Origin of the sequence: Tardiphaga sp. 619_E2_N8_4, from assembly GCF_051810905.1 — a bacterium.
In the GTDB taxonomy this organism is placed as follows: Bacteria; Pseudomonadota; Alphaproteobacteria; order Rhizobiales; family Xanthobacteraceae; genus Tardiphaga; species Tardiphaga robiniae.
In genome coordinates this window covers 1,059,294-1,080,149 of record NZ_JBPWQJ010000001.1, presented here as the reverse complement: position 1 = coordinate 1,080,149, position 20,856 = coordinate 1,059,294, and the positions used below count along the sequence as shown (strand labels likewise).

Annotated in this window: 22 protein-coding genes; 13 read left to right on the top strand and 9 right to left on the bottom strand. The window is 62.8% G+C overall.

The window, feature by feature from the left end; all coding sequences use genetic code 11:
• Positions 1-8: 8 nt before the first annotated feature.
• The 3 genes from gshB to rsmI are packed head-to-tail and all read right to left on the bottom strand — an operon-like array spanning position 9 to position 2,343.
• Complete coding sequence (gshB, locus tag AB8A23_RS05110; protein WP_120287688.1) at positions 9-950, bottom strand: glutathione synthase; 942 nt, start codon at positions 948-950, stop codon at positions 9-11.
• Positions 951-986: 36 nt separating this feature from the next.
• Positions 987-1,400: a YraN family protein gene (locus AB8A23_RS05105; RefSeq protein WP_439060260.1), complete on the bottom strand. Its 414-nt coding sequence runs from the start codon at positions 1,398-1,400 to the stop codon at positions 987-989.
• The gene (gene rsmI / locus AB8A23_RS05100) at positions 1,387-2,343 is read right to left on the bottom strand and encodes a 16S rRNA (cytidine(1402)-2'-O)-methyltransferase (RefSeq protein ID WP_439060261.1); all 957 of its coding nucleotides are present in this window, start codon (positions 2,341-2,343) and stop codon (positions 1,387-1,389) included. The genes AB8A23_RS05105 and rsmI overlap by 14 nt, the downstream gene beginning before the upstream one ends.
• A gap of 225 nt (positions 2,344-2,568) precedes the next feature.
• On the opposite strand from rsmI, the gene AB8A23_RS05095 reads away from it, so the two are divergent.
• A complete protein-coding gene (locus AB8A23_RS05095) occupies positions 2,569-3,795 on the top strand; it encodes a penicillin-binding protein activator (RefSeq protein WP_093757821.1) in 1,227 nt (408 codons plus the stop codon).
• 3 nt (positions 3,796-3,798) lie between these two features.
• Here AB8A23_RS05095 and hemW read toward each other — a convergent pair whose 3' ends face one another.
• Genes hemW through rph form a run of 3 tightly spaced genes read right to left on the bottom strand, consistent with a single transcriptional unit; the run spans position 3,799 to position 6,342 of the window.
• Entirely contained in the window at positions 3,799-4,962 is a 1,164-nt protein-coding gene (gene hemW, locus AB8A23_RS05090; RefSeq protein WP_439060262.1) for a radical SAM family heme chaperone HemW, read from the bottom strand.
• On the bottom strand, positions 4,949-5,584 hold the full coding sequence (gene rdgB, locus AB8A23_RS05085; RefSeq protein WP_439060263.1) for an RdgB/HAM1 family non-canonical purine NTP pyrophosphatase: 636 nt from the start codon (positions 5,582-5,584) through the stop codon (positions 4,949-4,951). Before rdgB ends, hemW begins: the two co-directional genes overlap by 14 nt.
• Positions 5,585-5,619: 35 nt before the next feature.
• The gene (gene rph, locus AB8A23_RS05080; RefSeq protein WP_093757824.1) at positions 5,620-6,342 is read right to left on the bottom strand and encodes a ribonuclease PH; all 723 of its coding nucleotides are present in this window, start codon (positions 6,340-6,342) and stop codon (positions 5,620-5,622) included.
• A gap of 152 nt (positions 6,343-6,494) precedes the next feature.
• On the opposite strand from rph, the gene hrcA reads away from it, so the two are divergent.
• Both hrcA and grpE read left to right on the top strand, forming a co-directional pair.
• Positions 6,495-7,583: a heat-inducible transcriptional repressor HrcA gene (hrcA, locus tag AB8A23_RS05075; RefSeq protein ID WP_439060264.1), complete on the top strand. Its 1,089-nt coding sequence runs from the start codon at positions 6,495-6,497 to the stop codon at positions 7,581-7,583.
• 105 nt (positions 7,584-7,688) lie between these two features.
• Positions 7,689-8,288, top strand: coding sequence for a nucleotide exchange factor GrpE (gene grpE, locus AB8A23_RS05070; protein ID WP_175369366.1), 600 nt, complete (start codon positions 7,689-7,691; stop codon positions 8,286-8,288).
• Positions 8,289-8,342: 54 nt separating this feature from the next.
• Here the strand turns inward: grpE and pncA are convergent, their stop codons facing one another.
• The gene (pncA, locus tag AB8A23_RS05065; protein WP_175369367.1) at positions 8,343-9,059 is read right to left on the bottom strand and encodes a bifunctional nicotinamidase/pyrazinamidase; all 717 of its coding nucleotides are present in this window, start codon (positions 9,057-9,059) and stop codon (positions 8,343-8,345) included.
• A gap of 85 nt (positions 9,060-9,144) precedes the next feature.
• Entirely contained in the window at positions 9,145-10,089 is a 945-nt protein-coding gene (locus tag AB8A23_RS05060; protein WP_439060265.1) for a hypothetical protein, read from the bottom strand.
• A 380-nt stretch (positions 10,090-10,469) separates the two neighbouring features.
• Between AB8A23_RS05060 and dnaK the strand changes: the two genes are divergently transcribed.
• The 8 genes from dnaK to AB8A23_RS05020 all read left to right on the top strand — a co-directional run bounded on the left by dnaK (position 10,470) and on the right by AB8A23_RS05020 (position 17,644).
• A complete protein-coding gene (gene dnaK, locus AB8A23_RS05055; protein ID WP_068730261.1) occupies positions 10,470-12,368 on the top strand; it encodes a molecular chaperone DnaK in 1,899 nt (632 codons plus the stop codon).
• A 183-nt stretch (positions 12,369-12,551) separates the two neighbouring features.
• Positions 12,552-13,694, top strand: coding sequence for a molecular chaperone DnaJ (gene dnaJ, locus AB8A23_RS05050; RefSeq protein ID WP_092140889.1), 1,143 nt, complete (start codon positions 12,552-12,554; stop codon positions 13,692-13,694).
• A 92-nt stretch (positions 13,695-13,786) separates the two neighbouring features.
• Complete coding sequence (locus AB8A23_RS05045; protein WP_093757830.1) at positions 13,787-14,389, top strand: class I SAM-dependent methyltransferase; 603 nt, start codon at positions 13,787-13,789, stop codon at positions 14,387-14,389.
• Between the two features lie 45 nt (positions 14,390-14,434).
• Positions 14,435-15,013 carry an NADPH-dependent FMN reductase gene (locus AB8A23_RS05040; protein WP_093757831.1) on the top strand — a complete coding sequence of 193 codons (579 nt, stop codon included), beginning with the start codon at positions 14,435-14,437 and terminating at the stop codon, positions 15,011-15,013.
• Between the two features lie 6 nt (positions 15,014-15,019).
• Complete coding sequence (pyrF, locus tag AB8A23_RS05035; RefSeq protein ID WP_089263059.1) at positions 15,020-15,736, top strand: orotidine-5'-phosphate decarboxylase; 717 nt, start codon at positions 15,020-15,022, stop codon at positions 15,734-15,736.
• A 23-nt stretch (positions 15,737-15,759) separates the two neighbouring features.
• Positions 15,760-16,062, top strand: coding sequence for a DUF1330 domain-containing protein (locus tag AB8A23_RS05030; RefSeq protein WP_068730266.1), 303 nt, complete (start codon positions 15,760-15,762; stop codon positions 16,060-16,062).
• A gap of 120 nt (positions 16,063-16,182) precedes the next feature.
• Entirely contained in the window at positions 16,183-16,998 is an 816-nt protein-coding gene (gene dapB / locus AB8A23_RS05025; RefSeq protein WP_089263057.1) for a 4-hydroxy-tetrahydrodipicolinate reductase, read from the top strand.
• A gap of 22 nt (positions 16,999-17,020) precedes the next feature.
• Positions 17,021-17,644: a 2,3-bisphosphoglycerate-dependent phosphoglycerate mutase gene (locus AB8A23_RS05020; protein ID WP_439060266.1), complete on the top strand. Its 624-nt coding sequence runs from the start codon at positions 17,021-17,023 to the stop codon at positions 17,642-17,644.
• 26 nt (positions 17,645-17,670) lie between these two features.
• Here AB8A23_RS05020 and AB8A23_RS05015 read toward each other — a convergent pair whose 3' ends face one another.
• Positions 17,671-18,462, bottom strand: a complete 792-nt coding sequence (locus AB8A23_RS05015) for an alpha/beta fold hydrolase (protein ID WP_439060267.1) — start codon at positions 18,460-18,462, stop codon at positions 17,671-17,673.
• A gap of 171 nt (positions 18,463-18,633) precedes the next feature.
• On the opposite strand from AB8A23_RS05015, the gene AB8A23_RS05010 reads away from it, so the two are divergent.
• Together AB8A23_RS05010 and AB8A23_RS05005 are read left to right on the top strand one after the other, a co-directional pair.
• Positions 18,634-19,284 (top strand): GntR family transcriptional regulator, encoded by a 651-nt coding sequence (locus tag AB8A23_RS05010; RefSeq protein WP_115032048.1) that lies wholly within the window; start codon positions 18,634-18,636, stop codon positions 19,282-19,284.
• A complete protein-coding gene (locus tag AB8A23_RS05005) occupies positions 19,281-20,810 on the top strand; it encodes an aldehyde dehydrogenase (protein WP_439060268.1) in 1,530 nt (509 codons plus the stop codon). The genes AB8A23_RS05010 and AB8A23_RS05005 overlap by 4 nt, the downstream gene beginning before the upstream one ends.
• Positions 20,811-20,856: the final 46 nt, after the last annotated feature.

Genomic DNA, 20,856 nt, shown 5'->3' with positions numbered 1-20,856 from the left:
AGCGGAGTTTACTTCCGCTTCGCTTCGATCACGTCCCAGACCCGCGCCGCGACATCCGGTCCGCCAAGCTTGGCGATGGCGCGAATGCCCGTGGGCGACGTCACGTTGATCTCGGTGAGATTGCCATCGATCACGTCGATGCCGACGAACAGCAGACCGAGATCACGCAGTGCCGGTCCGACACGTTCGCAGATTTCGCGCTCACGCGGCGAGAGTTCGGTGGCCTTGGCGGCGCCGCCACGCACCATGTTGGAGCGCAAATCGTCTTCAGCCGGCACGCGGTTCACGGCACCCGCGAATTCGCCGTCGATCAGGATGATGCGCTTGTCACCATGCTTCACTTCGGGGAGGAAGCGCTGGATGACCCACTGCTCCTTGAAGGTCACGGAGAACAGATCGTAGAGCGAACCGAAATTCATGTCCTGCGGCAGCACGCGAAACACCGCTGCGCCGCCATGGCCATGCAGCGGCTTCATCACCACAGCGCCATGCTCGGCGCGGAATGCATTAATCTCGTCCTTGTCGCGCGAGATTAGCGTCGGCGGCATCAGGTCCGAGAAGCCCATCACGAAAATCTTCTCCGGCGCGTTGCGCACCGAGGCCGGATCGTTGACCACCAGCGTTTTCGGATGAATGCGCTCGAGCAGATGCGTCGAGGTGATGTAAGCGAGATCGAATGGCGGGTCCTGCCGCAGCAACACCACGTCGAAGGATTCCATGTTGGTGCGGGTGGGATCGCCGAGGGTGAAATAATCGCCCTCGATATCGCGCACCGACAGCGATTGCACTGGCGCCACCACGTCATTGCCGCGCAGCGAGAGCTTGTCCGGCGTGTAATAGGACAGTTTGTGGCCACGCTTCTGGGCTTCCAGCAACATCGCGAAGGTCGAATCGCCCTTGTGATTGATGCGCGCGATGGGGTCCATCTGGACGGCGACGTTTAAGGTCATGCTGGGGTCCGGAATTGTGGTCGGGAAAGCGAAAATTCAGGTACTGGCGTCGAATGCCGCTAACAGATGGCGTGGCAAATGTCTTGGCGCAATCAGCACGACGTCGAAACGCAGGTCGAATTCTGCATGTTCGGGATGCGCCATCAGCCAGCCCTGGGCGGCATCCATGATCCGGGCCTGCTGACGTGGTGTCACCGCATAGGCGGCCTCGTCCAGGCTGGCGCGGGCCTTCACCTCGACAAAGGCGATCAGGCTGCGTTTCTTGGCGACAATGTCGATCTCGCCGTGGGGCGTGCGAAAGCGGCGTGCGAGGATGCGGTAGCCCTTGGCCAGCAGCAAAGCGGCAGCGCGGCTTTCGGCGGAGAGGCCGGTATTGAACGCGGCAACGCGTTCCGGCGCTGCCGGTCTGGCCGCGGGCTTTGGCGCGGAGACTTTGTCAGTCTTCGTCATCGCCGGCGTCCCTGTGAATCTCCTTCGCCAGTTCCAGCGCGCGAGCATAGACGGCGCGGCGCGGCCGGCCGGACAGTTCGACCGCATGTGCCACGGCATCCTTGACGCTGTCGCGCTGCAACGAGCTGCGCAGCAGGGCATCGAGATCGTCCTCGGTCATGGCCTGCGCATCCGCAGCCGGTGGCCCGATGACGAGCACGAATTCACCGCGGGTCTCCAGCCCATCGGCCCCCTTGGCCAGATCGACAATGGGTCCACGATTGATCTCTTCATGCATCTTCGTGAGTTCGCGGCAGATCGCCGCATCGCGGTTGCCCATGATATCAGCGAGATCGGCCAGCGTGTCCTGCACGCGGTTGCCGGAGTCGAACATCACCAGCGTGGCGTCGATGGCAGCGAGCTCCGTCAGCCGTGACCGGCGCGCCATTTGCCGTGACGGCAGAAAACCCTCGAAGAAAAAGCGATCCGTCGGCAGGGCAGAGACGGCCAGCGCGGCTAGCACCGAGGACGGCCCCGGCAGCGAAATCACATTGAAGCCTGCTGCAGTCACTTCCCGCACGAGTTTGAAGCCCGGGTCGGAAATCAATGGCGTGCCGGCATCGGACACCAGTGCGATGGACGCGCCCTGCGACAGCTTTTCAAGAATTTTTGGCCGTGCCTGTTCGGCATTGTGCTCATGATATTGCTTGAGTGTGCCGGTGATCCCGTAGCGCTCGGTCAGGCGGCGGGTGATGCGGGTGTCTTCGCAGGCGATGATATCGACCCCCGCCAGGGTCTCCAGCGCGCGCAGGGTGATGTCGCCGAGATTGCCGATCGGCGTGGCCACAAGATGCAGCCCCGGAACAGCTTTCGGTGCCATGAGCAGATGGCCGGAGACCGTGAAGGTCCGGGCCGATGGCGCCGCGGCGTCCGCAGGCGATGAGGAGAGGGGTGTTGCGCGCATGGCGACAATGTAGAGCGAATTGCGCCAAAGGGGGACAGCCGTTTTTTGGGCGTTTGGCCGTGGTTCATTCCCGTCGTGCTAATCCAGCCGCGGTGACGGGGTATGCCGGACATAAAGCTTTTGTTTTGGTTAACTTATCGCCGACAATATGTCTGAATCCGCGCCTCACACTATATAGTGGGTGACGAGGCGGGCCGATCTGATACGGCCGAAAGAAGAGAAGTGATGGCGGATCCGTTCGACCCCAAATCCGGGACCAAGGGCGCGACGTCGGGCGCAACACGGCGGACGGCTGTCGGCCTGCTGCTGGGCGCGCCGCTGCTCGGGGCCTGCGCGGGTGTGCAATCGACGCTGACCAATGCGTTTGGCACCGGACCGACGGCGCCATCGGGACCGCCTGCGGGACCGGCGCAGCAGTCGCAAGCCATCGGCACCGGGGGCACGAAAGTCGGACTGATCCTGCCGCTGTCGGCTTCCGGCAATGCCGGCGTCGCCGCGCAGTCGATGAAGAACGCCGCCGAAATGGCGCTCACCGAATTCCAGAATCCCAGCATTCAACTCCTGATCAAGGACGACAATGGCAGTGCGCAGGGCGCGCAGCAGGCCGCCCAGCAGGCGCTCGACGAAGGATCCGAAATCATTCTCGGACCGTTGTTTGCGCTGTCAGTGCCGGCCACCGCGCAGCTCACGCGCGCGCGCAACGTGCCGGTGATCGCGTTCTCGACCGATTCCAGCGTCGCCGGCCGTGGTGTCTATTTGCTCAGCTTCCTGCCCGAGTCCGACGTCAATCGCATCGTCGATTACGCCGCGGGCACGGGCAAACGCTCCTTTGCGGCGATGCTGCCCGAGAATGCCTATGGCAATGTGGTCGAAGTTGCGTTCAAGCAGGCCGTCGCGCGCAAGGGTGGCCGCGTCGTCGCTTTTGAGCGCTATGGTGCTGACCGCTCCAGCGCAGCACGCAACATTGCCGCATCGCTCACCGGCGCCGACGCGTTGTTCATTGCTGACGACGGCGATGCGGTCGTCGCGACGGCTGATGCCTTGACTGCGGCGGGTGCCAATCTGCGCAATGTGCAATTGCTCGGCACGGGCCTGTGGGACAATCCGCGCGTCTTCAACAGCGCCGCGTTGCAGGGTGGGCTCTATGCCGCGCCGGATCCCGCAGGGTTTCGTGCCTTTGCGGGCCGTTATCGCGCGAAATATGGCGGCGATCCCGTGCGTACCGCGACGCTCGCTTATGATGCGGTGGCGCTGGTCGCCGCGTTGGCGCGCACCCAGGGCGGACAGCGCTTCGCACCTGAAACGCTCACCAATCCATCAGGCTTTGCCGGCATCGATGGCCTGTTCCGGTTCCGCAGCGATGGCGGTAACGATCGCGGCCTCGCCGTGATGAAGGTCGCGTCGGGTGGTGGTCAGGCCGTGGCGGGCTCGCCGAAGAGCTTCGGGGCTTAGCGCCTACGCCGCCAGATCTGCCACGACAGCATCGAGCACGGGGAATCCTTCCTGCGTCACGCGCAGGCGGCCGTTCTGCTCGACGACGATCGCGCCTTCTTCGCGCAGGATCTGAATGCGCTTTTCATCCAGCGCGCGGCCGGACAGCATCTGATAGCGCGCGGGATCGATGCCCTCAGCGAGGCGCAGGCCCATCAGCAGATATTCGTCGGCGCGTTCTTCGCTGTTGAGCAACTCATCCGACGTGACGCCGTGGCCGTTGTCTTCCACGCGCATCACCCAGGCTTCCGGGCGTTTCTCGGTGGCGATGGCATGTCTGATACCATCGATGTCGAGGCGGCCATGAGCGCCTGGCCCGATACCGGCATATTCCTGGCCGCGCCAGTAGACGAGGTTGTGTTTGCACTCCGCGCCGGGGCGGGCATGATTGGAAATCTCGTAGAACGGCAGGCCTTGCTGTGCGCAGACTTCCTGCGTCACGTCATAAAGTGCGCGCGCGAGGCCCTCGTCGGGGGTCTTGAGCTTGCCGGCGGCGTGCAACCCGAAGAACGGCGTGCCTTCCTCGATGGTCAGCTGATACAGTGACAGATGTTCGGCGGCTTCCGAGATCGCGAGCTTGAGTTCGTCGGTCCACATCTGCGGGGTCTGGTCGGGGCGCGCATAGATCAGATCGAACGAATATCGATCGAACGCGCTGCGCGCGATGGCCACGGCATCGAGTGCCTCGCGCGCCGTATGCAAACGTCCGAGCGACTTCAGCGACGCATCGTCGAGTGCCTGTACGCCAAGTGACACGCGGTTGACGCCGGCCTCGCGATAGCCGCGAAAGCGCGTCGCTTCGACGGAGGTCGGGTTGGCTTCGAGTGATACTTCGACGTCGGAGGCGACGTTCCAGTACTTGCCGATCGAATCCAGAATCGCGCCGACCGTCTGCGGCTGCATCAGCGACGGCGTGCCGCCGCCGAGAAAGATCGACGTCACCGTGCGGCCCGGGGTGCGGGCTGCGGTGGTTTCGATCTCCCGTGCGAAGGCCCGCGCGAAACGTACTTCATCGACGGCGTGGTGACGGACATGGCTGTTGAAGTCGCAATACGGGCACTTCGACAGGCAGAACGGCCAGTGCACATAGACGCCGAAAGCGTCTTGCTGTGCGTCAGCGGGGTTCAAGGCAGATCTCCGCGAGTTTCACGAATGCCTTGGCGCGATGCGACAAGCCCTCGCCGAGTGGCGGCAACCCGTGCTTCTCGACCGCGGTCATTTCGCCGTAAGTGCGGGTGTGACCATCGGGCAGGAATGTCGGATCGTAGCCGAAGCCGGCAGCGCCGCGCGGCGGCCAGACCAGCGTGCCATGGGCGTGCGCTTCGACTTCCTCGAGATGACCGTCGGGCCACGCCACGCAGAGTGCCGAGACGAAATGCGCGGTGCGCTTGTCAGGCGAGGTCGCGCCGCGCTCTTGCAGCAAACGCTCGATGCGCGTCATTGCGCCGGTGAAGTCCTTGGACTCGCCGGCCCAGCGCGCCGAGAGGATGCCGGGCGCGCCGTCGAGGGCATCGACGACGAGGCCGGAATCATCTGCGAAGGCGGGGAGTTGCGCGACATTGGCCGCGGCAATCGCCTTGATCGCGGCATTGGCCTTGAAGGTGTCGCCGGTCTCGTCGGGCTCGGCGAGGTCGAGTTCGCCGGCCGACACTGCTTCGATGCCGTAGGGGGCCAAGAGATCGCGCATCTCGGCAAGCTTGCCGGGATTGTGGGTGGCGATGACGAGCTTCCCAGTGATTCGACGATGCATGATGCGAGTCTACGCCTGCTTGATGACTTGCGGAATCACGCGATGGCCATTTTCTGCAGTTCAACCAGACGTCCGACGCCCTTTTGCGCCAGTGCCATCAACTTCAGGAACTCGTCCTGCGTGAACGGCGTCTTCTCGGCAGTGCCCTGCACCTCGATGATGCGGCCGTCGCCGGTCATCACGAAATTGGCGTCGGTGTCGGCTTCGGAATCTTCGGCATAATCGAGATCGAGCACCGGGGTGCCCTGATAGATGCCGCAGGAAATCGCCGCGATATTGTCGCGCAGCACGTTGCCGCCGCCGTTCTTGAACATGTTGCGGTTCTTCATCCACGAGATGCAGTCGGCCAGCGCAACCCATGCGCCGGTGATCGACGCCGTGCGGGTGCCGCCATCGGCCTGGATCACGTCGCAGTCGATGGTGATCTGGCGTTCGCCGAGCGCTTCGAGGTCGACGGCAGCGCGCAGCGAGCGGCCGATCAGGCGCTGGATCTCGACGGTGCGGCCGCCCTGCTTGCCGGATGCGGCTTCGCGGCGGGTGCGTTCCAGCGTGGCGCGGGGCAGCATGCCGTATTCGGCGGTGACCCAGCCGCGGCCCTGGCCCTTAAGCCATGGTGGCAGGCGCTCCTCCAGCGTGGCGGTCACCAGCACGTGGGTGTCACCGAATTTCACCATGCAGGAGCCTTCGGCATATTTGACCACGCCGCGTTCCAGCGACACGGCGCGCAGTTCATCGGGCGCACGACGGCTTGGCCGCATGAGAAAATCCTTCCAAATGTCCAGAGAAGCCTGTTCGCGGTGCTTTTAGGGGCCACAGACCGCAGCGGCAAGGGCGGGGCAGGTTCCACAACCGCAATGGTGCTTGTATCCGGCCCGCCGGAGCGACAGATTAGGTTCTCAAGGAGTACCCTGTGGCCCACCACGATCCGATCGGCCTGATTTCGCCGCATGCCGGGCTCGCCCAGCTCAATGAGCGATCGCGTGAGATCTTCCGGCAGATCGTCGAGAGCTATCTCGCCACCGGCGAACCTGTCGGTTCGCGCAATATTTCACGCCTGATCACGGTTCCGCTGTCGCCAGCCTCGGTCCGCAACGTCATGTCGGACCTGGAGCAGCTCGGCCTCATCTATGCGCCACACACGTCTGCCGGCCGGCTGCCAACCGAACTCGGGCTGCGGTTCTTCGTCGATGCCTTGATGCAGGTCGGTGACCTCACCGAGCCCGAACGGCAGTCGATCCAGCAGCAACTGTCTTCGGTGGGGCGCTCGCAGACGGTGGAAGCGGCGCTCGGCGAGGCGCTGACGCAGCTGTCCGGGCTGACCCGCGCGGCGGCGGTGGTTTTGACCGCCAAGTCCAATGTGCGGCTGAAACACATCGAATTCGTCCGTCTGGAGCCCGAAAAGGCGCTGGTCGTGCTGGTCGCCGAGGATGGCCAGGTCGAAAACCGCGTGCTGACCCTGCCGCCGGGCGTGCCGTCGTCGGTGCTGAATGAGGCGTCGAACTTCCTTAATGCCCGGATTCGCGGCCGCACGCTGGCTGAGGCCCGGTTGGAGCTGGAGACGGCGCTGACCCAGAACCAGATCGAGCTCGATCAGCTGACCCAGAAGGTCATTGCCGCCGGCATTGCCAGCTGGTCGGGTGGCGAGAAGGATGATCGGCAGCTGATCGTGCGCGGCCAGGCCAATCTGCTCGAGGATCTCCATGCGCTGGAGGATCTTGAACGCGTTCGCCTCCTGTTCGACGATCTCGAAGCCAAGCGCGAGGTGATCGACCTTCTCGGCCGGGCGGAGACGGCCGAAGGTGTCCGCATCTTCATCGGCTCGGAAAACAAGCTGTTCTCGCTGTCCGGCTCGTCCACGATCATTGCGCCCTACAGCGATGGCGCCGGCCATATTGTCGGCGTTCTCGGTGTCATCGGCCCGACCCGGCTGAACTATGCGCGGGTGATCCCGATGGTAGATTACGCGGCGCGCATCGTTAGCCGCATGCTCGGCGGCTGACAGATCGGCCGAATCCGGCCGGTTGCGCTTGATTTTCGGCGCTCAAACCCCGATATCCCGCTCAGCAATCCCACCATTTTGGCGTGTTTTTGAGAAGGCAGCGTGATGACTGATTCCAATGGGCAGAACGACAATCAGGACAAGACGGCAGCGGCCGCCGATCCGGTGGTCTCCAAGCCCTACATCATGCCGGACGATCCGGAACCGAATTCGGTCGAGGCCCTGACCAAGGAAGCAGCGGAATCGCGCGACAAGATGCTGCGCACGCTGGCGGAGATGGAAAATCTGCGCAAGCGGACCCAGAAGGAAGTCGCCGACGGCCGCACCTATGCGATCGCCAATTTCGCGCGTGAAGTGCTCGATATCGCCGACAGCCTGCAGCGCGCCCTCGATGCCGTGCCTGCCGACACCAAGGCCGCCGCCGATCCAGGCCTGAAGGCGCTCCTCGAAGGTGTCGAGCTCACCGAGCGTTCGCTGCTCAACACGCTGGAAAAGAACGGCGTGAAGAAGTTCGATCCGTCGGGCGAGAAGTTCGATCCGAACTTCCAGCAGGCGATGTACGAAGTGCCCGATGCCTCGGTGCCCGCGGGCACCGTCGTTCAGGTCGTGCAGGCCGGTTACACCATCGGCGAACGCGTACTGCGCCCGGCGCTGGTCGGCGTGTCGAAGGGTGGGGCCAAGGCGGCGCCTGTAGCGTCGGAGTAAAGCTGCGTAGTAAGAGCTGGATCGCCCGGTCAAGCCGGGCGATGACAGCGAGAGTTAAGCCGCCAGATCGCCTGACTGAATCCGTTTCACGCCGGCTTTGTTCATGTCGGCCCAGGCCTTGGCCAGCGAGCCCTGCGTGTCGATGCCGCGGCAGGCATCTTCGATCACATAGACATCGAAACCTGCTTTTCGCGCATCGAGCGCCGACCACGCGACACAGAAGTCGGTGGCGAGGCCGGCGATAAATACACGCTGCAATTTGCGGGCTTTCAGATAGGCGGCAAGACCGGTGGTGGTCTTTCCGTCAGCCTCGGTAAACGCCGAATAGCTGTCGACGTCCTTGTTGAAGCCCTTGCGCAGGATCAGCTCGGTATGCGGGATCGCGAGATCCTTCGACAGCGCAGCCCCTTCAGTGCCCTGCACGCAGTGATCCGGCCACAGCACCTGTTTGCCGTATTTCACCTCAAGGGTCTCAAACGGCTTCTTGCCGCTGTGGCTGGATGCGAAGGAGATATGGCCCGGCGTGTGCCAGTCCTGTGTCATCACCACATCGGCGAATTTCTTCGCGATGCCGTTGATGATCGGGACGACCTTGTCGCCGTCCTTCACGGCCAAGCTGCCGCCCGGCAGGAAGCAGTTCTGCACGTCGATCACCAGCAGAACGGATGTGCGATCGAGACTGACCTTGCCGGCGGCGGATAATGTTTTGGGAGCTAGGCTGGTCATGGCTACGGCTCCAAGCCCCCCGAGAACCTGACGTCTGTTGAGCATCGCGAAATTCCCCGTACCGAATTGGCCCAGCAAATCAGGTCACGGGGAGATCGTAAAGCGGGCCGTGAGGACGGCCGTGCGTTCTTTAGCGCGGCTCGATACCGTCGCGCACGGCGCGGAAGCGCGGAAACGCCTTGGCCCAATCGTCACGTGGGGCGCTTGCGATAATGCGCATGGTGACCTTGCCGCCGCCGAAGCGCAGCCACTGCACAACGCTGACCGGCGTGTTGTTCTTGCCGCTGACGGCGTCGATACGGGTCTCCCAGCCTGCCATGCCGTCGATCCGTTGCGGCTCCGACATGGTGATGCGGCCTTCGCGCAGGCCGGGAATCGTGCCTGCTGCCTGCTGAGCAAAGCGGCCGCGATCTTCGGCCTTTTCCGGCGCCGAGGCCAGGCTGCCGATCACCATGAAAGGGCTCGTTTCTATGCTGTTCTCGTCGCTCGAGTCGGCAAGCAACAAAGCGGCGCCGGGCGCCAGCGTACGGACAGTTTTGAAGTCGCTCATTTCGGCGACCTTGAACGGCATCAGGCCGAGCTGCTCGGCCAGCGGGACTTCCTTGCGGACCACGGCGGATGAGAGCATCTGGCGCACCGCGTCGTCGGTGTAGATTTTCTGGGCGTTTTCCGGGACCTGCACGGCGACATAGCCGGAGAAGGTCCCGCCGCCGACGATCATCGAATAGCGCCTGACATTGCCGGTCGCGTCCTTGGCATTCTCGATCGTGTAGAAGGCCTTTCCGGCTGTGGTCTCTATGCTTTCCGGCTTCGCGACCATGCCCGCCGGATTGGCCTTGAACGCGGTCTCAACCTCGTTGAAGGCGGCGGCCGGCAGTTCGGTTACAAGCACCTTGACGCCCTGATCGGAGGTCTCGAAGCCGACAAAGGTCTTTGCCGGGGCGAGGCCAACCAGCGGGGCCAGACCCACACGGACACCCGGCGGGAAGACGGGATCAGCCGCCAAAGCGGGGCGGTGGGCGACCGAAATGGCCGTCAGCATGGTCAAGGCGAACAGGGGCGCAGCATGTTTCATGAAAAATCTACTGGGTTTGCATTGAGGCTGTTCGATGGTGCGGGGCTCCGGCCTTGGTCGCCGCGCGCCCGGTCGGAAAGGGCTTTCACGGTTGCCCTGTTCCGCCAACAGATCAAGCCATAAATCCGTTCCCGGCGCGGTCCGCGCCCATCCGTCGCGTATTGGCGAAACAACCGCCAAGGGTCTGTTTCACCAAATATTAATTTCGCGCACCGGTCGTGTTTTCATGGGTCTGGAGTGTGCCAGATGCCTTGCGGCCACCACCCCCCCTCCTATATGAGGCCTACCGTCGCAATATCGCGAATAGTTGATGTTTGGGGGTTGGGAGCGGGGTGCCGTCAGGGCCCAGCCAACCTGCCGCAGAAAAAGGATATGAGAGCATGGGAAAGGTCATCGGTATCGACCTCGGTACGACGAATTCCTGCGTCGCCGTCATGGATGGCAAAACGCCGAAGGTCATCGAGAACGCAGAAGGCATGCGGACCACGCCGTCCATCGTGGCTTTTACCGATGATGGCGAGCGCCTCGTCGGCCAGCCGGCCAAGCGCCAGGCAGTTACCAATCCCGAGCGCACCATTTTCGCGGTGAAGCGCCTGATCGGCCGCCGCTATGACGATCCGACCGTCGAGAAGGACAAGAAACTTGTCCCCTACAAGATTGCCAAGGGTGGCAATGGCGACGCCTGGGTCGAAGTCGACGGTAAAACCTATTCGCCCTCGCAGATCTCCGCCTTCACGCTGCAGAAGATGAAGGAGACCGCGGAGGCTCATCTCGGCCAGAAGGTCGAGCAGGCCGTCATCACCGTGCCCGCCTACTTCAACGATGCCCAGCGTCAGGCCACCAAGGATGCCGGCAAGATCGCCGGCCTCGAAGTGCTGCGCATCATCAACGAGCCGACTGCGGCTGCGCTCGCTTACGGCCTCGACAAGTCGAAGTCCGGCACCATCGCGGTGTACGACCTCGGCGGCGGCACCTTCGACGTCTCGATCCTTGAGATCGGCGACGGCGTGTTCGAAGTGAAGTCCACCAACGGCGACACGTTCCTCGGCGGTGAAGACTTCGACATGCGTCTGGTCGGCTACCTCGCCGACGAGTTCAAGAAAGAGCAGGGCATCGACCTGCGCAACGACAAGCTGGCTCTGCAGCGCCTGAAGGAAGCTGCTGAAAAAGCGAAGATCGAACTGTCGTCGACGACCCAGACCGAAATCAACCTGCCGTTCATCACGGCGGATGCCTCCGGTCCGAAGCATCTGACGTTGAAGCTGACCCGTGCCAAGTTCGAAGCGCTGGTCGACGATCTCGTGCAGAAGACCATCGAGCCTTGCCGCAAGGCGCTCAAGGATGCGGGCCTCACCGCCGGTGAAATCGGCGAAGTGGTTCTGGTCGGCGGCATGATCCGCATGCCGAAGATCCAGGAAGTCGTGAAGCAGTTCTTCGGCAAGGAGCCCCACAAGGGCGTCAACCCGGACGAAGTCGTGGCCATCGGCGCCGCCATTCAGGCCGGCGTGCTGCAGGGCGACGTCAAGGACGTGCTGCTGCTCGACGTGACCCCGCTGTCGCTGGGCATCGAGACGCTGGGTGGCGTGTTCACCCGCATCATCGAGCGCAACACGACGATCCCGACCAAGAAGAGCCAGGTGTTTTCGACGGCCGAGGACAACCAGAACGCCGTCACCATCCGGGTCTTCCAGGGTGAGCGCGAAATGGCAGCCGACAACAAGCCGCTCGGCCAGTTCGACCTGATGGGCATTCCGCCGGCTCCGCGCGGCATGCCGCAGGTCGAGGTGACCTTCGACATCGACGCCAACGGCATCGTCAACGTGTCGGCGAAGGACAAGGCGACCAACAAGGAACAGCAGATCCGGATCCAGGCATCCGGCGGTCTGTCCGAGTCCGACATCCAGAAGATGGTCAAGGACGCCGAAGCCAACGCTGCCGAGGACAAGAAGCGTCGTGAGGCTGTCGATGCCAAGAACCACGGCGATGCCCTCGTGCATTCGACCGAGAAGGCTCTCGGCGAGCATGGCGACAAGGTCGGTGAGACCGAGCGCCGCGCTATCGAGGATGCCATGAGCGACCTGAAGGAAGCTCTGAAGGGTGATGATGCCGAGGCGATCAAGGCCAAGACCAACACGCTGGCGCAGGCTTCGATGAAGCTCGGCGAAGCGATGTACACCCAGCAGGCCGAGGCTGACGCCAAGCGCGATGCCGAGAAGGATGACGTGGTCGACGCCGAATTCACGGAAGTCGACGACGACAAGCCGAAAAAGTCGGCCTGATAGGCGAGCGGAACAATGACCCTCATCCTGAGTAGCGCGGTGCGCGTCTCGATGGATGAGGGTTGTTTTTTGTCAGGCGGGCCTTGTTAGGCAAGTTTTGTTAGTGCGGGAGTAGCATCTTCATCGATGCGTTCTTCTGGGATGCTCCTCGGGATGAGGACCAATTTCGGGCGGATCTGACTGATGTCCACCAAGCAATGTTATTACGAGACGTTGGAAGTCGAGCGCGGCGCGAATGATGCGACCCTGAAGACGTCGTTTCGCAAGCTTGCGATGAAATGGCATCCGGACAAGAATCCAGGCGATGCCGCCGCTGAAGTGAAGTTCAAGGAAATTGCCGAGGCCTACGACGTTCTGAAGGACGGCGACAAGCGCGCGGCCTATGACCGTTATGGCCATGCGGCCTTCGAACAGGGCAATGGTGGCGGTGGTGGTCCGGGCTTCGGATCCGGCTTCGCCTCCTCCTTCTCCGACATTTTCGAAGACCTGTTCGGCATGGCCGGACAGCGCGGCGGTGGCCGCAGCGGCGGCCGCGAGCGCGGGGCAGATCTTCGCTACAACATGGAAATCACGCTGGAGGAGGCTTATTCCGGCAAGACCGCACAGATCGAGATTCCGGTCGCGGTGACCTGCGAAGCCTGCTCCGGCACCGGCGCCAAGGCAGGAACCAAGCCGAAGGCCTGTTCGACCTGCGGCGGTGCCGGCCGCGTCCGTCAGGCCCAGGGCTTCTTCACGCTGGAAAGAACCTGCCCGAGCTGTCAGGGCCGCGGTCAGATGATCGAGGATCCGTGCCCGAGCTGCTCCGGCGCCGGCCGCGTCGAGCGCGAGCGCACGCTCTCGGTCAACATTCCGGCGGGCGTCGAGGACGGCACCCGCATTCGTCTTGCCAATGAAGGCGAAGCCGGCGCGCGCGGTGGTCCGTCGGGCGATCTCTATATTTTCCTGTCGCTGGCCTCGCACGACTTCTTCCAGCGCGATGGCGCGGACCTACATTGCCGCGTGCCGATCTCGATGGTGACTGCGGCGCTGGGCGGCGAATTCGAAGTGCCGACCATCGAAGGCGGGCGCAACAAGGTCAAGGTTCCCTCGGGCACCCAGTCCGGGCGCCGCTTCCGCGTTTCGTCGAAGGGCATGCCGGTGCTGCGCTCGCGCCAGACCGGCGACATGTATGTCCAGGTCGTCGTGGAAACGCCGCAGAACCTGACGAAAAAGCAGCAGGAGCTGCTGGCCGAATTCGAGAAACTATCTTCGGGTGCAACGCAACCTGAAGCCGCGGGTTTCTTCACTAAGGTCAAGGACTTCTTCGGAACGCGGACCGGCTCCTGACGTTGGAAGCTTGACCGTTTCTATTGTTGCCTATACCTCTTTATGACGAAATTCTGACGTTCCGCACGTTCCGCGGTCTGCCTGGAAGCGACATGCCTCTGCACTCGTCCGCGCGTACGTTGAAGAAGCCGCTCCGTCTCGACGACGAGGTTCGCTTCCTCCGTTCATGGATCGATAAGCCGCTGCATATGGGTGCCGTGATGCCGTCGGGCAAAGCTCTTGCCCGCACGATGGCGCAATATGTCGACAATGACGCGACCGGTCCGGTCATCGAACTTGGACCCGGCACCGGCGCGATCACCTCTGCGCTCGTCGCGCATGGGGTGGACCAGAAGCGTCTGGTGCTCGTCGAATTCAATCCCACCTTTTGCGCACTGCTGCGTGAGCGTTACCCACAGGCGACGATCGTTCAGGGCGACGCCTACACATTGCGCGATACCCTGTGGGATGTGCTGAAAGAGCCCGCCTCCGCCGTCGTCTCCGGCCTGCCGCTGGTCACCAAGCCGATGCTGACGCGCCTCAAGCTGATCCGCGATGCCTTCGCGGCGATGTCGCCGAACGCGCCCTTCGTGCAGTTCACCTATTCGGTGGCGCCGCCGATCCCCAAATCGCTGCCCGGCGTGTCCACAGAGGCCTCCGAGCGGATCTGGATGAACCTTCCGCCGGCGCGCGTCTGGGTGTATCGCAAACGCTAGTGCCGGCCGCGATCGCGCGGTGGCTTCGCCCCGACGATCGGAATCATGGCTGCGATCAAGATCCTCGTTATTCCAGGCTCGCTGCGCACAGGGTCGCTGAATGCGAAACTCGCGGCTGTCGCCATTGACGCGCTGGTTCGCGCCGATGTCGATGCCACCAGGATTTCGCTCGGTGACTTTCCGCTGCCGATCTATGACGGCGACCTCGAGAGCAATTCCGGCGTACCGAAACATGCGCTCGATCTGAAGCGTATGATATCGGCGCATCATGGTGTGCTGATCGTGACGCCTGAATACAACGCGTCGCTGCCGCCGCTGGTGAAGAATACGATCGACTGGATCTCGCGCGTGGAAGACACGCATGAGAGCAAGGGCCAGGTGTTTCGCGAGCGGCCGTTTGCGATTGCGGCGGCTTCGAATGGGCGGCTTGGCGGTGCGCGCTGTTTGCAGGCTTTGCGGCTGGTGCTGTCGGCGTGTCGCGCGATGGTGATCCCGAACCAGCTCACGCTGGCGTTCGCCGGTGAGGCCTATGACGATATGGACCGGCTGAAACACGCCGCCGACAAGGATGCGATGACGGCGATGGTGCGCCAGCTTATCGATGTCGCGCAGCAGATGAAGTGAGACGAGATGACGTTGCAGACCATTGATCCCCGCGACCGCCTGATCGTCGCGCTCGATTTGCCGGATGTTGACGCTGCCGAAGCGATGATCGCGCGGCTCGGCGACAGCGTGACTTTCTACAAGATCGGCTATCAGCTCGGCTATGCTGGTGGTCTGCCGCTGGTGCGCAAGCTCGCCGATACCGGAAAGAAGGTGTTCGCCGATCTGAAGATGCACGACATCGGCAACACCGTCGCGCGCGGTGTGGAAAGCGTGGCGAAGCTCGGCGCGACCTTTCTCACCGTGCATGGGTATCCGCAGACCATGCAGGCCGCGGCCAATGCCAGCAAGGGCTCCGGCCTGAAGATCCTCGCGGTGACAGTACTGACCTCGTACGACAATGAGGATCTGAAGGCCGCGGGCTATCAACTCGGTGTCAGCGATCTCGTCGCCGCGCGCGCGCAGCAGGCGCAGGCGCTCGGTATCGATGGCCTCGTCTGCTCGCCGGAAGAGGCGGCGAACCTGCGCAAGCATATCAAGCCTGAGATGTGTCTGGTCACGCCCGGTGTGCGCCCTGCGGGCAGTGACGTGGGCGATCAGAAGCGGATCATGACCCCGGCACGCGCGATTGCCGAAGGTTCGGACTATCTGGTGGTCGGCCGTCCGGTAATGGAAGCTGCTGATCCGAAGGCTGCGGCCGAGGCGATCGTCGCCGAAATTACGCAGGCACTGGCGAACAAGTAACAACGGGACAGGGAGAGAGACAGATGGCCAAGGCTTACTGGATTGCACGTGTCGACGTGCACAATATGGACGGCTACAAGCAATACGTGGCCGAGAACGGCCCGGTCTTCAATAAATTCGGGGCCAAATTCCTGGTGCGCGGTGGTCAGTTCGAGGCCAAGGAAGGCACGTCGCGCTCGCGCAATGTTGTGCTCGAATTCAAGGACTACGCGACCGCGCTAGCCTGTTACAATTCGCCGGAATACCAGCGGTTGGTAGCGATGCGCAGCCCGCACGGCGAGAGCGATCTCGTGATCATCGAGGGGTATGACGGTCCGCAGCCTTGAGCGGCAGGGCCTTAAGCATGTGTTTGATCTGATTGGTATCTAAGGACTTTAGGTACCGTGGGCGTGTTGCCGCCGTGGCAACGCGCCGCTATACCGCCTTGAGATACTGAGGATCGTTCAATGTCCGATATGAGACTGATCGTTGCTGGCGCCGGCGGCCGAATGGGCCGCGCGCTGATCCGCACCATCTCCGAAACCCCCGGCGCTGTCGTTTCCGGTGCGCTCGAGGCGCCCGGCTCGGAGCTGCTCGGACAGGATGCCGGCGTGCTCGCCGGCCTGCCCGAGAACGGCGTCAAACTCTCGGCCGACCTCTGGACGCTGTCGAAGGATGCCGATGGTATCCTTGATTTCACCGTGCCTGCGGCGACCATCGCCAATGTTGCGATCGCAGCCCAGCGCGGCCTCGTTCACGTGATCGGCACCACCGGCCTGTCGTCGTCGGACAACGCGGTGATCAAGAGCGTGACCGGTCAGGCCATCGTCGTGCAGTCGGGTAATATGAGCCTCGGCGTCAATCTGCTCGCCGCGCTGGTGAAGCGCGTTGCGCAGTCGCTCGATGACGGCTTCGACATCGAAGTGCTGGAGATGCATCACAAGGCCAAGATCGACGCGCCCTCGGGCACGGCTTTCATGCTGGGTCAGGCTGCGGCCGAGGGTCGCAAGATTCCGCTCGAGCAACATTCGGCGCGTGGCCGCGACGGGCTCACCGGCGCGCGCAAAACCGGCGATATCGGCTTTGCCTCGTTGCGCGGCGGTACTGTCGCTGGCGATCATACGGTGATCTTCGCCGGTCCCCATGAACGCATCGAGCTGTCGCACAAGGCCGAGGATCGCATGATCTTCGCCCATGGTGCGCTGAAGGCGGCGATGTGGGCGCATGGAAAAAAGCCCGGTTTGTACTCGATGGCTGACGTGCTCGGCCTTGGTGAAATGTAAGAAGAACGAAACGGAATTCTCGATGAACGAACGTCTTCTCGTCCTCGTCCGTCATGGACAGAGCGAATGGAATCTGAAGAACCTTTTCACCGGCTGGAAAGATCCTGATCTCACCGAGAAGGGCGTCGCAGAGGCCAAGGAAGCCGGCCGCAAGCTGAAGGCGCAGGGCTTGACCTTCGATGTCGCGTTCACCTCGGCGCTGACCCGCGCGCAGCACACGCTCGATCTCGCACTGGATGAGATGGGCCAGACTGGTCTGCCGATCACCAGGAACCTGGCGCTGAACGAGCGCGATTACGGTGATCTCTCCGGCCTCAATAAGGACGACGCCCGCGCCAAATGGGGCGAGGAGCAGGTCCATGTCTGGCGCCGTTCCTATGACGTGCCGCCGCCCGGCGGCGAAAGCCTGAAGGATACGCTGGCGCGTACGCTGCCGTATTTCGTGCAGGAAATCCTGCCTTGCGTGCTGCGCGGCGAACGCACGTTGGTCGCCGCGCACGGCAATTCGCTGCGTGCCCTGATCATGGTGCTGGAGAAGCTGACGCCGGAAGGCATTCTGGCGCGGGAGCTCGCGACCGGCGTGCCGGTGATCTATCGGCTCAATGCCGATGCGACGGTGGCGTCGAAACTCGATCTGGCGGGTTGATCGACGCGCTCGGTTGCGTGGCGCGGTTAGCGCGCCATCGCAGCCGACACGAAATCCGAGATCGCATCGAGAAAGACGTCCGGCTTCTGCAATTGCGGGACATGCGCGCAGCCCGGAAGCAGGATCAGCCGTGCATCAGGTAGTCCGGCAGCAAGCTCTCTGGACATCGGTGGTGGCGTCGCTTCATCGTGCTCGCCGACCAGTACCAGCACCGGCACTTTGACGGTCCCGATCTCAGGCCGGAGGTCCAGCGTCGCCAGGGACTCGCAGGCACTCTGAAACACGCCGGGATTCGTGCGTAAAAAGGCCTCGCGGCGATCGCGCATCAGCTCCGGGTTCTGTTCCTGAAATTCAGCGGCGAACAAGCGTCGCATCGCGACATCGGTAACCGCCGGCAATCCCTTGGTCGATGCTGCTGTCGCCATGTTGCGGAACGCCTCGCGGCCGGATTCGGAAAACGCTGCGCCGCAATCGGCGAGAACCAGACGGCCTGCAATGCCGGGATGGCGGATCGCCATCTGCAAGGCAACGAAACCGCCATAGCCGTTACCGAGCACGATCGTGTCCGCGCCGTCGCCGCAGTCCCTGACGGCCTCCGCCACGCGGTCCGCTACGGCTGCCAGTCCGCCGCTTACGGCGTCTGATCCCCCAAAACCCGGCAATTCGGGAACGATGACACGGTGGGTCTTGGCCAGCGACGGCACGATGCTGTCGAAGCTTGCCCGGTCAGACAGCAGCGAGTGAAGCAGCACGATGGCCGGTCCTTCGCCGAATTGCGCTGCATTGACGGTTCCGTTTGCCAAGCGCCGATCTGCCATTTCTGCCTCTCCCGTCAAAAGCTTGTAGCCCGCAGCCTGATCGGCTGTCGCATCCGCCTGTCTTGTTGTGTCCCGGACCGGAGCCTAAAAGCAAGGCCTCGATCGCGCAAATCTGACTTGACGTGATATTTCACGAGATGCATCTTTGTCGGAGAATCAGAGGAAATATCCGTGCTTCTTCGAGATAATGTCTACAATAGCCTCAGGTCTGATATCCTGATGTGTCGCTTTCTGCCAGGCGATGATATGCGGGAGCAGGAGCTTGCGGAGCGCTATGCGGTCAGCCGCCAGCCCGTACGTGAGGCTTTGCTGCGGTTGGAGCGCGAGCATCTCGTGACGGTGCAGCCGCGCCAGGGTTATCGGGTCAATCCGATCTCGATCTCGGACGCCCGGGACCTGTTGCGGTTTCGCTATGCGGTCGAGCCGGCCTGTGTGTCGGAAGCGATCGAGCACGCCTCGGACAACATCCTGCGCGGATTGGACCAATACAGGTCGTTCGACGGCTCGGCGGAAGATTTCATCGATTATAACCGCGCCTTCCATATCGCGCTGGCACAGGCGTCCGGCAACCGGCGCATGGCGTCGGCCGCGCGCGATCTGATCGAACAGGCCGACCGGCTGGTGCGTATCAGCATCGCCAACGTCAAGGGCCGCGATCACATGCAGCTCGTGGGCGAGCACGTCAGCCTGATCGACGCCATGCAGCGCCGCGACCAGCGCGGCGCGGCGCGCATCATCAAGGCTCACATCGAGAAAACAGAAAAGCGCGTGCTGCCTGCCTTGGCGCGTAACGCGATCATCGTCGAAGGGAGAGATCTATGAACATTCCAACAAAAACAGGCTCCATCGATGTCGAGATTCACGGCAACTTCGTAGACGGCCGCGAAGTCGAGGCCGGCAACGGCGAGATGATCGATGTGCGCAACCCGGCCACGGGCGACGTCATCGCGCGAATTCCCAATTCGACCGCAGCCGATATCGATCATGCCATGAAGAGCGCGCGTGTGGCGTTCGAAGGGCGCGCCTGGGGTGGCATGGATACACGTGCCCGGGCGCGCCTGATCAATAAGCTCGCCGATGCCTTCGAGGCTAATCTCGACACGCTGTACCGACTGGAGACGTTGAACAACGGCCGTCCGGTCAACGAGACCCGTGCGCAGCTTGCGCGTCTCCCTGATTTCTTCCGCTATTTCGCCGGCGTCGCTCTGGCGCGGCGCGATTCCGTCATCCCGGTCGAAGGCGCGTATCTCAACTACACACTGCGCACGCCGATCGGGATCGTGGCGAACTGTACGCCGTTCAATCATCCGCTGATGATCCTGTGCAAGTCGCTGGCTGCCGTTCTGGCCACCGGTTGCGTCACCGTCGTCAAGCCGTCGGAATATACGCCCCTGACCACGTTGAAGCTCGCGCAGATCTTTACCGAAGCCGGCCTGCCGCCGGGTGTGTTTAATATCGTGCTGGGCTACGGCCCAAGTACCGGCAAGATGTTGTCCGAACATCCTGACATCAACAAGCTGGTGTTGACCGGCGGTACCGAAGCCGGGCGCATCGCCGGTGCTTCGGCAGCGAAAGTATTCGCGCATCAGACGATGGAGCTTGGCGGCAAGACGCCCGTCATAGTGTTCGACGATTTCGATGTCGATCAGGCAGTGAACTACGCTGCCTTCGGTGCCTTCATCGGTGCCGGCCAGACTTGCGTCTGCGCTTCCAGGCATATCGTGCAGGCCTCGATCTACGACGAGTTCGTCGCGAAGCTACAGGCCAAGACGAAGTCTATCCGTATCGGCGATCCGTTCGATCCCAACACGCAGCTCGGCCCGGTGATCTCGGCGCGCCAGCGTGACCGCGTGCTGTCCTATGCGCGTTTCGGTCACGAAGACGGTGCCCGGCTGGTTGCTGGTGGCGTTGCGGCAAAGGTTGCCGGTCACGAAAACGGGTTCTTCGTGGAGCCCACGGTGTTCGCCGATGTTCGGTCGGACATGCGCATCTTCCAGGAAGAGGTGTTCGGCCCGTTCACCTCTGTCACGCCGTTCAAGGACGAGGCCGATGCGTTGCGTCTGGCCAACGATTCTCCGTTCGGCTTGGCCGCGGCGATCCGCACCCGTGACGTCGCGCGCGCACATCGCGTGGCCGGCCGCGTCAAGGCGGGTATCGTCTGGATCAACGATCATCATCGCCTCGATCCTGCATCGCCCTGGGGCGGCGTGGACGACAGTGGCATCGGCCGTGAATGCGGCACCGAAAGCTTCGATGATCACTTCAACACCAAGAGCGTGATGGTGGCGACGGGCGATGGCCCGTTCGACTGGTATCGCGACACGGCGGGGCAGAAGCGACTGAACTAGAGCAAAGCGATCGCCAACAGATCCCCCACAGAGGGACGGCGCTAAT

Bases quoted from the DNA above. Each gene is read 5' to 3' on its own strand.
- gshB (WP_120287688.1), bottom strand. From the start codon at position 950: ATGACCTTAAACGTCGCCGTCCAGATGGACCCCATCGCGCGCATCAAT.
- AB8A23_RS05105 (WP_439060260.1), bottom strand. From the start codon at position 1,400: ATGACGAAGACTGACAAAGTCTCCGCGCCAAAGCCCGCGGCCAGACCG.
- rsmI (WP_439060261.1), bottom strand. From the start codon at position 2,343: ATGCGCGCAACACCCCTCTCCTCATCGCCTGCGGACGCCGCGGCGCCA.
- AB8A23_RS05095 (WP_093757821.1), top strand. From the start codon at position 2,569: ATGGCGGATCCGTTCGACCCCAAATCCGGGACCAAGGGCGCGACGTCG.
- rdgB (WP_439060263.1), bottom strand. From the start codon at position 5,584: ATGCATCGTCGAATCACTGGGAAGCTCGTCATCGCCACCCACAATCCC.
- rph (WP_093757824.1), bottom strand. From the start codon at position 6,342: ATGCGGCCAAGCCGTCGTGCGCCCGATGAACTGCGCGCCGTGTCGCTG.
- grpE (WP_175369366.1), top strand. From the start codon at position 7,689: ATGACTGATTCCAATGGGCAGAACGACAATCAGGACAAGACGGCAGCG.
- pncA (WP_175369367.1), bottom strand. From the start codon at position 9,059: ATGCTCAACAGACGTCAGGTTCTCGGGGGGCTTGGAGCCGTAGCCATG.
- AB8A23_RS05060 (WP_439060265.1), bottom strand. From the start codon at position 10,089: ATGAAACATGCTGCGCCCCTGTTCGCCTTGACCATGCTGACGGCCATT.
- dnaK (WP_068730261.1), top strand. From the start codon at position 10,470: ATGGGAAAGGTCATCGGTATCGACCTCGGTACGACGAATTCCTGCGTC.
- dnaJ (WP_092140889.1), top strand. From the start codon at position 12,552: ATGTCCACCAAGCAATGTTATTACGAGACGTTGGAAGTCGAGCGCGGC.
- AB8A23_RS05045 (WP_093757830.1), top strand. From the start codon at position 13,787: ATGCCTCTGCACTCGTCCGCGCGTACGTTGAAGAAGCCGCTCCGTCTC.
- AB8A23_RS05040 (WP_093757831.1), top strand. From the start codon at position 14,435: ATGGCTGCGATCAAGATCCTCGTTATTCCAGGCTCGCTGCGCACAGGG.
- pyrF (WP_089263059.1), top strand. From the start codon at position 15,020: ATGACGTTGCAGACCATTGATCCCCGCGACCGCCTGATCGTCGCGCTC.
- AB8A23_RS05030 (WP_068730266.1), top strand. From the start codon at position 15,760: ATGGCCAAGGCTTACTGGATTGCACGTGTCGACGTGCACAATATGGAC.
- dapB (WP_089263057.1), top strand. From the start codon at position 16,183: ATGTCCGATATGAGACTGATCGTTGCTGGCGCCGGCGGCCGAATGGGC.
- AB8A23_RS05020 (WP_439060266.1), top strand. From the start codon at position 17,021: ATGAACGAACGTCTTCTCGTCCTCGTCCGTCATGGACAGAGCGAATGG.
- AB8A23_RS05015 (WP_439060267.1), bottom strand. From the start codon at position 18,462: ATGGCAGATCGGCGCTTGGCAAACGGAACCGTCAATGCAGCGCAATTC.
- AB8A23_RS05005 (WP_439060268.1), top strand. From the start codon at position 19,281: ATGAACATTCCAACAAAAACAGGCTCCATCGATGTCGAGATTCACGGC.